At 64.5% G+C, this 13,936-nt stretch carries 12 protein-coding genes and 3 pseudogenes; 5 read left to right on the top strand and 10 right to left on the bottom strand.

Annotated elements, in window-relative coordinates:
- The 10 genes and pseudogenes from CLV37_RS29125 to CLV37_RS25940 all read right to left on the bottom strand — a co-directional run.
- A partial coding sequence (locus tag CLV37_RS29125) for a transposase (RefSeq protein WP_146149480.1) occupies positions 1–141 on the bottom strand: 141 nt, incomplete at its 3' end.
- A gap of 13 nt (positions 142–154) precedes the next feature.
- Positions 155–1,615: pseudogene (locus CLV37_RS25980) on the bottom strand (IS1380 family transposase).
- 121 nt (positions 1,616–1,736) lie between these two features.
- A pseudogene (locus CLV37_RS25975) lies at positions 1,737–2,633 on the bottom strand (IS110 family RNA-guided transposase); the annotation flags it as partial.
- A 235-nt stretch (positions 2,634–2,868) separates the two neighbouring features.
- Positions 2,869–3,660, bottom strand: a pseudogene (locus CLV37_RS25970) (IS481 family transposase); the annotation flags it as partial.
- A gap of 276 nt (positions 3,661–3,936) precedes the next feature.
- Entirely contained in the window at positions 3,937–4,335 is a 399-nt protein-coding gene (locus CLV37_RS25965) for a RidA family protein (protein WP_106215648.1), read from the bottom strand.
- 49 nt (positions 4,336–4,384) lie between these two features.
- Complete coding sequence (locus CLV37_RS25960; RefSeq protein ID WP_106215647.1) at positions 4,385–5,431, bottom strand: alcohol dehydrogenase catalytic domain-containing protein; 1,047 nt, start codon at positions 5,429–5,431, stop codon at positions 4,385–4,387.
- Between the two features lie 501 nt (positions 5,432–5,932).
- Positions 5,933–7,108 (bottom strand): M24 family metallopeptidase, encoded by a 1,176-nt coding sequence (locus tag CLV37_RS25955; protein WP_106215646.1) that lies wholly within the window; start codon positions 7,106–7,108, stop codon positions 5,933–5,935.
- A gap of 260 nt (positions 7,109–7,368) precedes the next feature.
- Positions 7,369–8,259, bottom strand: coding sequence for a carbohydrate ABC transporter permease (locus CLV37_RS25950; protein ID WP_106215645.1), 891 nt, complete (start codon positions 8,257–8,259; stop codon positions 7,369–7,371).
- A gap of 3 nt (positions 8,260–8,262) precedes the next feature.
- Positions 8,263–9,153, bottom strand: a complete 891-nt coding sequence (locus CLV37_RS25945; protein ID WP_170127518.1) for an ABC transporter permease subunit — start codon at positions 9,151–9,153, stop codon at positions 8,263–8,265.
- Between the two features lie 35 nt (positions 9,154–9,188).
- On the bottom strand, positions 9,189–10,517 hold the full coding sequence (locus tag CLV37_RS25940) for an extracellular solute-binding protein (RefSeq protein ID WP_106215644.1): 1,329 nt from the start codon (positions 10,515–10,517) through the stop codon (positions 9,189–9,191).
- A 323-nt stretch (positions 10,518–10,840) separates the two neighbouring features.
- Here CLV37_RS25940 and CLV37_RS25935 point away from each other — a divergent pair, with 323 nt between their 5' ends.
- The 5 genes from CLV37_RS25935 to CLV37_RS29260 all read left to right on the top strand — a co-directional run.
- On the top strand, positions 10,841–11,425 hold the full coding sequence (locus tag CLV37_RS25935) for a TetR/AcrR family transcriptional regulator (protein WP_106215643.1): 585 nt from the start codon (positions 10,841–10,843) through the stop codon (positions 11,423–11,425).
- An 897-nt stretch (positions 11,426–12,322) separates the two neighbouring features.
- Positions 12,323–12,484, top strand: coding sequence for a hypothetical protein (locus CLV37_RS27920; RefSeq protein WP_170127517.1), 162 nt, complete (start codon positions 12,323–12,325; stop codon positions 12,482–12,484).
- 169 nt (positions 12,485–12,653) lie between these two features.
- Positions 12,654–13,154: an MCP four helix bundle domain-containing protein gene (locus tag CLV37_RS25930; RefSeq protein WP_170127516.1), complete on the top strand. Its 501-nt coding sequence runs from the start codon at positions 12,654–12,656 to the stop codon at positions 13,152–13,154.
- 23 nt (positions 13,155–13,177) lie between these two features.
- Positions 13,178–13,786 (top strand): HAMP domain-containing protein, encoded by a 609-nt coding sequence (locus CLV37_RS25925; protein WP_106215641.1) that lies wholly within the window; start codon positions 13,178–13,180, stop codon positions 13,784–13,786.
- A gap of 9 nt (positions 13,787–13,795) precedes the next feature.
- A partial coding sequence (locus tag CLV37_RS29260) for a transposase (RefSeq protein WP_146149608.1) occupies positions 13,796–13,936 on the top strand: 141 nt, incomplete at its 3' end.

Raw genomic sequence — 13,936 nt, 5'->3', positions numbered from 1 at the left:
CAGGTCTTGGCGCGGTCTACCCATCCGGCCCTGCTTGGGTAGCAGCGGCTCGATGAGCTCCCACTCCGCATCGCTGAGGTCAGAGGGATACGCCTCACGATCGCCAGCCACCTCAGCAGCATGCCCTACCAAGACCCACATCTGAAACAGTCACTCAGGTCCGCAGCCGAGGGACCACCCTCGAGGCGGCGATCGCCTCGATCGCGGTCAGGACGTTCTCCAACCCGGCCTGCCATCGCCAACCCCTCGGAGCGTGCAGCCGCAGTCTTCGGGCCGAGGACGCGACCCTTGCCGGGACCTGCAGCAGTTTCCGTCGGATCGTGCCCATCCGCTCCCGACGATGCTTGACGCCGGCGACCGCCGCGAACGCCCGCGTCAGGTTGTGGGCCATCACCGCCGGTGCCACCCACGCTGCGTTGGCCTGAAACTTGCCCGAGGGCAGGTGCGCCAACGCGTTGTCCTTCAGCTCCGAGATCACCGACTCCACGATCGCGTGCGCACGATGGGCCTTCTCGGCCTCCAGCATGGACAGGGGCGAGTCGGTGAACAGCGCGTGGTACCGGTAGGTGTCGAACAGTTCCCCTTGCCCTGACGCAGTTGCGGCGACGTTGAGCCGTTTGACCCGTCGCACGATCAGGCGGGCGGTGACGTGGTCGGCCTTGCGGCGCCCGGTGAACGCGGTGTACTGGATCTCGGCGACCTCAGCATCGGACACCCACCGCTGATCGTCCTCGTCCCAGACGGCGTCGGTGTACTCGATCGGGATCCACGCCTGGTCGGGAATATGCGAGATCGCCCGCAGCACAGCCTTGTTGTGGCGGGCGGTGATGGAGAATCAGGCCCCTGCGCGGCGGGCCGCGGCGATCACGGAATGGTTGTAGTAGGCCGAGTCGGCGCGGACGATCACCAACCCAGCGGACTCCTTCGTGCTGTTCGTGCTGTTCGTGCTGCGGGTCCGTTTCATCGTGCCCAGGCCGTCGCCGAGCAGTTTCGCCGCGCCGTGGGCTGAGGCCGTCGACCCTTTGCACAGCCGGGCACCGACGATCACCGGGGCGCTGGCGGGGGTGGTCGCGGTCACGATCATCGCGTTTAGGCCTTTGACCTTGGTGTAGCCGTAACTGGCGCCTTGTTTGGCGTAACCGTAGGTCTGGCGGATGGTGTCGTCGATGTCGACGTAAAGCAGTTCGCCGGCGTCGGGCAGCAGCGGTGACCCGGCCGTGGTGGTGGCGTTCTGCAGGCCCGCCAGCAGGCGGGAGTTCACCGCGTCCAACTGACGGACGTGGCCGTGGGTGAACTTGCGCAGGAACGTGCCCAACGTGGACGGGGCGCGCAGTTCGGTCAGGATCTTGCCCATCGCGCCGTGTCGCAGGAGGTCCATGTCGTCGATGCTGTCGGCGCCGGCGAGCATCCCGGCGACCAGGACGGCGATCTTCTCGGCCGGGTAGGCGCTGCCGGGGCCGGTCAGGGTCAGGTGCCGGCGGATGAGGTCGAACAGGCCCGTCTGCTCGGCCAGCGCCATAGCCGGGATGAGGCCGGCGTGGGCGATGAGGTTCGGATCGTCGAAGACGACGGCGGAGGCCATCGTGGAGGCGGGGATGACGTGGGAGACTTGCATCTGGCGGGTGCCTTCCCTGGCAGACGACGCGGGTTCTGTGAGAAGTCCCATCGTTGCAGGTCAGGCGGCACCCGCCGCCTCATGTCATCGGGTGGTCAGCGACGATCAGCGGTGGATCCAGGTTGAGACGGTGCCGGCCGCTAGTGCGCCCGCTGCTGGCAGGCTGGGGTGCGACGCCGCAGAGCTTGGCGAAGGCAGCCTCACTGCGGATGCGTCCGGTGTTGTCGCCGGCGGTGACCAGCAGCTGACCGGCGACCTCGATGCCAACCCCGGGCAGCTGGACCAGGTCAGGCGCCGAGGCTTGGACCAGTGCTTGGAGCTGGTGATTGAGGATCTTGATCTCCTCGTCCAGGGCCTTCCAACGCAGCGCCAGGTCCTGCAGGGCGGTCTTGACCCCGGCCATCAGCAGCCGATCGGAATCCTCAAGAAGGCTGAGCAGATCCGTGGTGGCCGGTCGCAGCCGCAGGCAGCGGTTGACCAGCGTGCGCTTGGACAACACGATCAGCTCATCGCGCAGCGGGGAGGGCGCGCCGATGATGATGCCCCACAACGTGTTGAAGGTCGAGGTGCGGGCCTTGACGGCGCTGGCGCGGGTGACACGCAGGGTGCGGATGACCTCGATGACGCCGGACTTGGCCTTGGGAGTGGCCGTGGAGGTCTGCCCGTGAACGGCTCGGGCGATCTGTTCGGCGTCCAGGCGGTCGGACTTGCCGTCCATGCGCCGCGCCAGCCGGTTGGGACGGTTGACCTCGACGACGTCGACGCCGGCGGCGGTGAGGAAGCGGGTCAAGGTGGCACCAAAGGAGCCGGTGCTTTCCACACCGATCAAGGCCACAGTGCCGTGGGAGTGCATCCAGGTCAGCAGCGCCCGGTAGCCGCCGTCGTTGGCGGCGAACTCGCGATGCCCCAGTAGGCGGCCGTGGTCGTCGATCGCCGCTGCGTAGTGCGTGTTCTTGTGGGTGTCGACGCCGCCGATGACCGTACAGGTCTCTGGCCCCGCCTCGAGCTGGGTCGTCATGCTGGGTCTGCTCCCTCCGTCAGGACACGCTGATGGACGTGGAGCGACCCGGCCGGGCGGACGACAGGTCTGTGACGGGGCTTCTGCTCAAGCTCCTGTCAGATCAGTTCCGCCCGGCCGGCCCGCACCGCAGCGTTGCACCGACGGTGGTCGACAAATCGAACGCAGGACACCGTGGTCATACCTTGGCCGGAGTCAGACCAGCGTCGGTGCAACGCCGAGGACAGTCTTCACAGACCTTCCCGTTCTGCCAGGGGCAGTGCGGTCGGATGAACTTCTCAGTGATGCCCAGCTCGGCGCAGACCCCGCGAAGGGAGTAGCGATAGGCCCAGGCGTTGTCGGTCATGAGCCCTTCGATGCGTGCGATGCCGTGAGCGGCGAAGTAGGTCGCGGCCCGGGCCAGGAAGTCGGCGCAGGTGGTGCCCTTCTCATCGGGAAGGATCTCGGAGTAAGCCAGCCGGGAGTGGTCATCGACCAGTGAATGCACGTAGTCGTACCCGATTTTGGTCTTGCGGTCGCGGCGGCCCTCGGCGCGTCCCAGGGCGCGCCAGCCACCACCGTCGGGGATCCGCCCGATCTTCTTGACGTCCATGTGCGCCAGTTCTCCTGGACGCTCCCGCTCGTAGCGGACAGCGGTGGTCTTGGAAGAGCGCAGCACCTGCCCCGTCATGGGGTCCAGTGCGGCCAAGTGCGGTATGCCGTGCCGGGCCAGGACACGGGAGACGGTCCGGGCCGGGACGCCGGTCTGGGCGCTGAGTTCGTCTGGTCCCAGTTGTTCTTCCTGCCGCAGGTCGACGACCTTGGCTTCGACGTCGGCAGGGGTGCGGGCGGGGCTGTGGTGGGGGCGGCTGGAGCGGTCGTGCAGCCCGTCGGGACCTTCGGTCTCGTAGCGGGTGATCCAGGTGCGTACGCACTTGCGGGAGATGCCCATCGCGGCGGCGATGTGAGCTTGGCGCCAGCCCTGGCGGTGGCGTTGGACGATCAGCAGTCGGCCGTGGACGGTGGTGCGGGCGTTAGCGTGGGCCACGAGGACCTCCGGGTGGATGTGGACCTTCGACAAGTCACACCCCACTCGGAGGTCCTCCCGCGTTCAAGCCGACGCGCTGTCACCAACGTCCTGGCCGGGTACAGCTAGTCAGGGTGGTGGTGGAGTGGGTTCGTCTACGCTGCACCTACGGGGTGCCTCTCTGAAGCGGGATCGTTTGCCTTCGACAAGCGAAATGATTCACTGCAGGGCAGGCACTTCCGTGCATTCACGGGCGGTGTCAGCGCAGACGTCCCCGGTTCTCATGAAAGATCGAGGCTAGATGTCGAGCCGGGCGACTGCAGCGACTTCGACCAACTGGCCGGGCATTGCCAGTTCCACCACGCCGAGCGCGGTGCTGGCAGGTCGGTGATGACCGAAGTAGTTCAGGTGTGCAGCACTGACAGCGTCGAAGTTCTCTCGCAGCCCGATGATGGCCACGGTGGTTTCGACAACCTGGTCACGTCGCCCACCAAGGCCCAAGAGAACTGTGTCAAAGTTTTCGAACGTCTTGAGGCATTGTGCGGCGATGTCGCCCTCACCCACCAGGTTGCAGGCTTCGTCGTGTGCGAGTTGACCGGAGATGTAGATCGTGTTACCCACCCGGTATCCCTGGCTGTACCCGAAGCTAGCTTCCCAGGGGACGTCATGGTTGTAGGAGGAGGTGAAAGTGGTCATGGATGTGCTCCTTGGCTCGTTGAACGGCAAGTCTTTACGGATCTTCCTGCTAACGATGCAGGATGATCTTTGTGGCTCGACTCTCGTCGGCCGCTTCGGCCATCGCGTACGCCTCGACGGCCTTGTCCAGCGGGATCTTGTGCGTGATTATCGGCGAGGCGTCGAGAGATCCCGAAGCTATGAGTTGCAACAGTTTCGGGGTGCTGGTGCAGCTCAGCATTCCACTGGTGAAAGTAAAATTCTTGATCCATAGCTTCTCGATAGGCAACAAAACGGGTTCGGTGTGCACGCCGATGTTGGCCACGCGACCGAAGACCGCTACCAGGTCGAAGGCGGCCTCAAGCGCCTCTTTAGACCCGACTGCCTCGATGACGACGTCTGCTCCCCGCTCGGGCAGCACAGCACGCGCTCGCTCTACCCAATCGTCTTGGGAAGCATCAACCACATTCGTCGCACCCAGCTGAAGGGCAGCTTCAAGACGGAAGGGACGAAGGCCGACCAAGATCACATGATTTGCGCCCTCTAGTCGAGCCAGAGGTACTGCGGAAAGGCCGATTGGACCATCGCCAATGATTACCACTGCGTCACCAGTTGAAACCGCGCCGTTCTTGACACCCATCTCGTAGGCGGCGGCCATTGCGTCCACCGTGAGGATGGCGATCTCGTCGGTGACGTTATCCGGAATCAGGTGGAGCGAGTGGTCGGCGAAGGGGATGCGCGCGTACTCGGCTTGGACTCCGTCGTGCGAATGTCCTAGGAGCCAGCCGTTGGGGCCAGACGTCGAGCAGTGTGCTGAGGTCCCGCTTTGACATGCTGCGCAGGCACCGCAGTTGGTGATGGGCGGTACGGCGACTCGGTCACCGACCGCGAAGTTCCGCACGTCAGTACCGATCTCAGTGATCCTGCCGACAGCCTCGTGGCCCATGATGGTGCCCGGGGGCACCTCTGGATGAACCCCATGGTGGATGTGCAGGTCTGTGCCGCACACCGTTGCGGCGCTCACCGCGATCAGCACGTCGGTGGGTGCCTCGATGCGCGGTTCCGGACGGTTTTCCCAGGCATGCTGGCCGGGGCCGTGAAAAACGAGCGCTTTCATGTGATCTCCATTGTGTCGGTGTCACTTGCCGGAACCAAGCAGTCTTGAAAGCAGGTTCTAAGCGCCTGACTGCATCGGGTAACCGATCACTGGAGCGTGAACGTACCGCTCGGTGTCGGTGTCGGTGTCGGTGTCGCTGACGTCGACCAGGGTCGGCTGATTTCCAGATGTGTTTACCCGAGCTCGCCGGACGTTGCCGGCGCAGACGGCGGCCTGGATGTTTGCCCTTCGCCGCGCTTGCTACCGGGCGGGCGGGGGTCACTTGTTAAACTTCGTGCTGACGCTGGGGCTCGCCTGGGTGCACGGCCATCGTCTTGTCGATGGTGGGGCATGGCGTTCCAAGTAGGTGAACCGATGTCGCAGTTGGCCGAGGTTCAGTGTCAGACGCTGACTGTTCGTCGGGGCAACAAGGTCTGCTGCATGATCAGGTCTCACCGATCAGTGATGCAGACCCTTGCTTCACACCCTCTATTAAGCCTGGGCCTTGATAGACCCTCTTGTTCATAGCAGCCAGGGACGCGAAGGAGAAGTAGACAGCAGCTCAATCGAGTCGGCGTGTACAAGCACGTTATGTTCGAACTTGGCGTTCCCTACACCCTCGCGTCCGGCAATCGTCTCGATTGCGATGGCCATACCCGCCTCGATGACCTCCTCGCCACCTGCCGCTACCCACGGCGACTCCCAGGCCAAGCCGTATGAGTGACCGCCAATGTCGTAGCCAATATCGATCCCTCGGTCGACGAGCACTCCATGCAGCGCATCCCAGACAGCTCCGGTAGTTACGCCAGGTCGCAAAGCCGAGACGCCCGCTTCGACGGCGGCAATCGAGCCCTCGATGACTTCGAGCTGGTCTGTCGTGGGCTTACTACCGGTAACGGTTGTCCGCGAGAAGTCCCAGCGGTACCCCTCGCTGGCCGAGCCGTACATGTCGCAGTTGAAGATGTCGCCGGCTTCGAGAGTTCGCGTCGTCCATTGCGGCATTTGCCCGTAGGCGTAGAAGTGGCTGTTCGGGCCGGAGGCGATCGCTGCGTCGATGATGGTTCCACCTGCCCTCAGGACGACGTCGTATGCAGCCAGGGCGGCTTCGGCTTCGGTGGCCCCTGGACGTGTGGCAGTCTTCATCATCGCTAGCATTGCGGCGTTGCCGACTTCACAAGATTCGCGCAATAGCTGGAATTCGAACGGACTCTTACGGGCACGCAGCTGCTCGACGGTGGCATCCATGGGTACCCAGTCGATACCGGGCGAGACTTCCAAGAGTCGGCGGTAGGGCTCAACGGTCATGCCAGCCCCAGCCACAAGCCCAACTCGATCGGTCGCCCGAATGTCGCGAAGTACCTCGACGATCGCGTCCGGCAGCAGGGGAGAGACTCGAACATCGGTGATGGAAACGTTGTCGGTTCGCCACTGATCACTCCCCACGATGAGTGTTGGCTCGCCCGTGGAGGGGACCACCACAGCCGCTGCGCCGAGCCCGGACCAGACGCCGGGGCCATCGGGGCAATAGGGAAAGACGGCGTAGTGGTTCGCTAGGTAAACGACGTCTTCAGACATGTCAATGGGTCCTCCGCCTTTGGACCACACCACCAGTGCGTCGAGACTACGCTCCTTGCAGATTTCCTGAACCCGGCTCCACCGGCCATGGAACTCTTCGACGGGGATTCTGTTGGTAAGCAAGTGTGACTCCTGGTGGTGGTGGTGGTGCTGGTGGTGGTGGTGGTGGCGACAAAGCTAGTCAAGAGTGAGCCTGTGGTCTGCCCCAGGAGCGGATCAGTGACGGGGTTTCACGACCGTACTCATGAATTGCGGCACGGGGCTCGCCAGGGCAACGTGTTCGAGACGAGCACGGTTAGGCCTGCAGCATGGCTCCAACGCTCCATCTGCGATTGTGGCCCTCCACTTGGGAGATTCGGCTACAACGCGTCTTTGTCTACGAGTCACTTGGAGAAGCCGGCGGTGAGGCCAGAGAGCAGCTGACGTCGGCCGACGATGTACAGCACGAGGATCGGCAGCGTCGTGAGGACGACCGAGGCGAGCACGGCCGGGATGTTGACCGAGTACTGCCCCTGGAACGTCCACAGCGCCAGCGGCAGGACGCGCAGGTCGGCACGGTCGGTCAGGATCAGCGGGAGCAGGAAGCCGTTCCAGATCTGCAGACCCTGGTAGATCGTCACCGTGACCAGCGCGGGGCGGGTCAGCGGGAACGCCAGGCGCCACATGGTGCCCCACTCGCTCGATCCGTCCATGCGCATGGCCTCGAACAGCTCGTTCGGGACGTCGCGGACGAAGTTCGAGAGGATGAGGACCGTCAGCGGGATGGCGAAGGCGATCGAGGGCAGGATCAGCGCGCCGAGGGAGTTGTACATCCCGGTCTTGATGATGATCAGGTAGATCGGGATGATCGTCGCCTGCAGCGGGATCGCCAGGCCCATGAGGAACAGGGCGTTCACCGCCTTGAGCCACCCGCCGGCACCGCGGACGATCGCGAAGGCCGCCATGAACGAGATCAGCACCGCGGGGATCGTGGCTCCGACCGTCACGATGACGGAGTTCGCGAAGTACCGGAGGAAGTCCGATTCCAGCACCAGCTTGTAGTTCTCCAGCGTCGGCGAACCCGCAGGGAGCAGCGGGTTGGTGCCGAAGTAGCTCGCCGAGGTCTTGAAGCTCGTGATGACGATCCAGTAGATCGGGACCAGGACGATGAGGAGCCAGAGCCAGCCGAAGGCGCCGCCGAGCCAGTTCTTGCGCTCGGTCGAACTGCGACGGGAACCGGACGAGTCCGACTTCTTGGTGCGGGCCGGCCGAGTGGCGGCTGCTTGCGTGGCCATCGGTCAGGCACCTTCCAGCTGGGAGTTGCGTTCCTTGCCACCGAGGCGCTGCAGGATCTGCGCCAGGATCAGACCGACGACCACGAGGATCACCGCGATGGCCGAGGCCAGACCCATCTGGTTGGCCCGGAAACCGGTGAGGTACATGTCCAGGGCCAGGGCGCGGGTCGCGTCGTTCGGCCCACCCCCGGTGAGGACAAAGATCAGGTCGAACGTGGTCAGCGACCCGACGATCATGAGCGTGGAGGACGTGATCATCGTGTTCTTCAGCTGCGGCAGCGTGATGGAGAAGAACTGCCGCACCCGCCCGGCTCCGTCGATCTGCGCGGCCTCGTACATCGAGGTCGGGATCTGGCGGATCGCACCTTGGTAGATGAGGGAGTGGAACGGGATCCACTGCCAGGCGATGATGAAGATCACGACGCCCATGGCCAGCGTGCCCTTGCCCAGCCAGTCCTGGGTCAGGAAACCCAGGTTCAGGCCCGGGCCGAGCCCGAAGTTCGGGTCGAGCAGCGCCTTGTAGGCGATCGAGACCGCCGCGGCCGACAGGAGCAGCGGGAGGAAGAACAGGACCGCCAGGAGCCCCCGGTACTTCTGGTGACCGGAGATGAACACACCGAGCAGGATCGAGAGCGGCGTCTGGGCGATCCAGGACAGCACGATCACCTGGAAGGTCACCCACAACGCGTGGCCGAGACCGGGGTCCGTGAGCACGGCGGTCCAGCTCGCGAGCCCGGTGAAGGAGATCGCCCCGATGCCGTCCCACGACGTGAAGCTGAGGACGAACACCCCGATCAGGGGAACCACGGCGAAGGCGACGAAGAACAGCAGCGCCGGCAGCACCAGCCATCCCAGTCGACCCGTCGACGTGCTCGCCGTCGAGCGGGCCTTCACCGGGGTCGGGCTGGGCGCCGCGCTCACGGACGCGCTCACGAGCCGATCGCCGCGTTCATGTTCGAGGCGAACTCCTGCGGGGTGATCGCGAGGCCAAACAGCTTCTCGATGTTGTCCAGCAGGGTCTCGGCCTCGGTCGGGGACAGGGCCTGGTCCCACGACTGCGCGAACGACGGCGCGTTGGTGGCGAGGTCGTAGGTGAACTTCAGCCACTCCTCGTCGTCCATGCCGGCGAACTTGGAGTCGATGCCCTTGACGATCGGGACCTCGCCGGCCTCGGTGATGTACGCCTCAGCCTCCTTGTCCTGCAGCAGGCCGTCCTTAAAGAAGGCCAGCGCGACGTCCTTGGCCGCCTGGGTGGCCTTGGAGGAGATCGACACGTACTGCGCCGGGTTGCCGAAGGTGTTCGTCGGGTCGCCCTTGCCACCGGCGACGGCCGGGAAGTTCATGTAGCCGAGGTTCCCGCTGGAGACGAAGTCGCCACCGTCGGTCTTCATCCCGCCGTAGGTCCAGGTGCCGTGCAGCATCATGGCGGCCTTGTCGGTGTACAGCAGCGCCTGGTCGGCGTTGGAGTCGGCCGTGATGGACGCGAAGCCCTTGATGAAGCCGTCGGCCTTGACGAGGTCCTGCACCTTGGTGAGGGCGTCGATCGCGGCCGGGTCGGTCCAGTTCGGGGTGCCGTTGTAGATGGACTCGAACAGCTCCGGCCCGCCGATGCGGTCGAAGAGCATCTCCAGCCACATCATGTTCGTCCAGCGCGACTGCCCGCCCAGGGAGATCGGGGCGATCCCGGCGGCGTTGAACTTCGGCACGAGGGCCATCAGCTCGTCCCACGTGGTGGGCGGCTCGGCGCTGATCTGCTTGAAGAGCTTCTTGTTGTAGAAGAACACCAGCGGCTGGACAGTCTCGGTCGGGAGGCCGTAGATCTTGTCGTCGACGGTTCCGGCGGCGAAGGCCGCGTCGAACAGACGGTCCTTGACCGCGGAGTTCTCCGTCAGCCACGGGGTCAGGTCGTCCACCAGCTTGGACTCGGCGTAGTTGCGCAGCGTGCCGCCGCCCCAGCCGAAGATGATCGTTGGGGCCTGACCGGCGCCGATGGCGGTCTTGATCTTGGCCTTGTAGGCGTCGTTCTGGAACGCGCTGGTGGTGATCTTCTGGTCGCTGTGCGCCTTGTTCCAGTCGTCCACGGCCTCCTGACGGATGCCCTGTTTCGGGGTGTCGGTGAGGATCCAGTCGGTCGCGCCGTCGGAGCCCGACGATCCTCCCGGGCCGGAGTCCCCGCACGAGGCGAGGACCGTGGCGACCAGCGGGGTTGCGGTGGCGAGGGCGATGAAGGACCGACGCGAAGCGCGGGTGGGAACCACGATGGTCTCCTTGGAGGGGTTGATCGACGGTGCTCTGAGGGGCCTAACGCACCTGCTGCAGGGCCGAGTGGTGGTGTGGTGGACCAGGCGGAGCCCGTGAGCAAGAGGAGTGCTGTTGGGGACGGGGACGAGGCGGGAAGGCAGCAGCACGGACCAACCTGCGAGTTCGCCATCCGCAAAATTGGTCATTGCTCAACTTCTGGACACTGTAGGCCTTGCTTGTCACGCTTAGGTCACGCTGAGACAACGAAGAGATTGCGCAAGTCCCTGCCGTTTTGCTAGCTCAATGTCTACGCGCGCCCCTCGCCCTCTAGAGTGGAGACGTGAGCGATCGGGCCTACTACCCCAAGGGGGAAGCGCGTCGAGCTGAAATCCTGGATAAGACGCTTGATGCATTCTCGACCCTTGGTTATCACGGCAGCTCCCTGCGCGAAATTGCTAGAGAGCTAGACATGACTTCGGGGCATTTGCATTATTACTTTGCTACAAAAGAAGAACTGTTGGCGGCGGTGATTGAAGCATGGGATGTGCGCAATGGAGGTCGTGACTACTCTATAGACAAGTTGATAAGTTCTGTAGAAAGGAATACTAGGTACCCTGGACTGATCCGCCTCTACTCGACATTGGTGGCAGAATCGGCGCGACCCGAGCACCCATCTCGCTCTTTCGTGGGCCAGCGCTTTGAGTCTTTAGTAGTGCATCTGAGTGCCGACATCGCACATCAACAAGGGGAGGGCTTCTTGGATCGAAGCCTTGACCCCCAACTGACGGCTCGCTGCCTGGTCGCGGCCAGCGATGGTCTTCAGGTGCAGTGGCTACACGGTCAGCAATTTAATATGACAGCACATCTGGTTTACGTGGCAAATTGTTTGGGACTGAAAATCAATGGCCCATTGTTGCAACACTAGCCTGTAGAATCCTGGGTGGTTGTCACCGTCGCTCGGCGACATGCGGGCAGAATGCGGTTGTTGCCTGCGGTCCCCGCTGCCAACGCAGCTCAGCGGCGGGTCGGTTCCTGCGGGAGAATTGGGAGAACAGCTGCACGAACGTAGCCGGTCAGTAGCCAGGCACCCTCTCGCGGTGACGGTCGTCGGCATTTGCGCTTACATCGCGGCTTTTGGGACCTGCGAGCTGACTGGGGTGCGTTGATCTCCCCAGGAACTGAGCATTGCCGAACCGGTCGGCCTAACGACGTGGAAGGCATCCAGCACCGTCACCGTGTCGTCGGGCAGTCGGACCGGATGGTGTCGGCGTACCGCGGAACGGGTCCAGGGCGGCGTGGGTGATGCCCTCGACGAATTCGCGGGTCTGCTGACGGATCCAGTCGGCGTAGACCGGTCCGGAGCGTCCGAGGTAACGTCGAGCAGGCGGGCGTGGACCTGACCGTGCTCGTCGCGGGTGAGGTCGACGATGGAGGTGACCGCCCGGTCGCGATGGCGGGACCCTGGGCCGACGTGGGCACCGCGACGACCCGCTGTACCGGATCCGTCGGCTGCTGACCACGGCACGGGAGATCTCACCGACCGCGGCCGGGCCCGCCTGAAAGCCGCGCTGCAGGCCGGGGACTCCGGCCTGGAGGTCACCGTCGCCTGGCACGCCTATCAGGACCTGCGCTCGATGTTCCACGCCCCGACGCCGGCCGGGCCAACCGCGCAGCGGGTGCTGAAACCTTCCACCGCTGCCCGATCCCGGAGATCGCACGGCTGGGTTGGACGCTGCGGTCGTGGCGGGGCAAGGTGCTGGCCTACTTCGATGATGACCCTGCCCGGTACGGCATCAGCAACGGCGGCACCTAGGCCATCAACTTGATCATCGAGAAGACCCATCGGCTGACGCACGGGTTCCGCAACGTCGGCAACTACCGCATCCGCATCCTGCTCGCCGCGGACGGAACCCCCGTCCCTGGCGACGACGTCGCCGTCGGTCGGGGTGAGCTACCCACCCTCAGATCCGAAGATCCGGATTGATGGGGTCATGAGCGGCCACTGCCGAAGCGTCACGACCAAGCGACCGCTCATGCGGCAGGTTGTGATCAACGTTTTCGGCTCGAAGTACACTGCTCAAGTTCCGCAGTGGGGTGACGAACGTTTCAGTAGAGGTGCCGCTGGGGCGCCCCCTGCTGCTGGGACGGTCCTCATGTTTGCTCGTGTCCGCGACTTGCGGGTTTCCTCAAAGTTGTTCGCTCGTTTCGGTATCGTCTCGATCCTACTGATCATCGTCAGCGTCCTCGCGATCTCTCGCCTGGGTACCGCGCAGGCAAACATGGACTACCTCTCTACCTCGGGAATCGCATCGGTCGACACCATCGACAAGGTCCAGATCGCCTTCAGCGTCGTGCGTAGCGACATCGCCGACGCCGCCCTCACCCCGGACGCGGCCGGTACCACCGCTGCGATCAACCAGCTGGCCACCGATCAGACCGCCCTGGACGCGGCGTGGGCGGCATACCTGGGCACCAGTCCCGCCAGCAGCGATACCCAACAGGCCGCCTATACCACCGCCCTGGCTGACTACCGCACCGCAGTGCAGACACTCATCCCGCTGGCCCAGGCCAATGACCTGAGCGGTTTGTCACCCAACGCACCACCACCGCCGCTCCCGCCGCAGCAAAAATCGTTGACGCGGTCGCTGCTCTGACCGAGGTCGAAGCCCAGGCTGCGGTGAACATCGCCGCCAACGGCAAGGCCGCCTACCACCAGGCGGTGGCTGTTATTGCCGGCTGCGCCGGCTTGGCGTTGCTGCTGGCTATCGTCATCGCCGGGGTCATCGCCCGCTCCATCGCTCGCCCCCTGGCCCAGACCGTCACCGTCGTGGAGGGCCTGGCGAAGGGCCGGTTGGACCAGCGGGTGGACTACGTGAGCAAGGACGAGGTCGGACGCCTGGCGGCAGCGACCAACACCTCCTTGGACAGCTTGGCCGCGGTGATGCGTGAGGTCACCGACAACGCCACCACCCTGGCCGCCTCCAGCGAGGAGCTGACCGCCGTGGCTACGCAGCTGTCCTCCGGCGCGGAGGAGTCCGCGTCGCAGTCGCAGGTGGTCTCTGCGGCCACGGAGCAGATCAGCGCCAACATCGGCACCGTCGCCGCGGCTGGGGAGGAGATGACCGCGGCGATCACCGAGATCGCCTCCTCCACCGCCGAGGCCTCCTCCACCGCCGCGACCGCGGTCGCCGCCGCGGGCGATGCCGGCGCGACGATTGAACGTCTGGGTGCCTCGAGTCGAGAGATCGGCGACGTGGTCAAGCTCATCACCACCATCGCTGAGTGACTGTTTCAGATGTGGGTCTTGGTAGGGCATGCTGCTGAGGTGGCTGGCGATCGCAAGGCGTATCCCTCTGACCTCAGCGATGCGGAGTGGGAGCTCATCGAGCCGCTGCTACCCAAGCAGGGCCGGATGGGTAGACCGCGCCAAGACCTG

It is taken from the genome of Kineococcus rhizosphaerae (assembly GCF_003002055.1).
Classification (GTDB): domain Bacteria; phylum Actinomycetota; class Actinomycetes; order Actinomycetales; family Kineococcaceae; genus Kineococcus; species Kineococcus rhizosphaerae.
The sequence above is the reverse complement of the archived record's forward strand: the minus strand, read 5'-3'. Positions and strand labels throughout refer to the sequence as shown.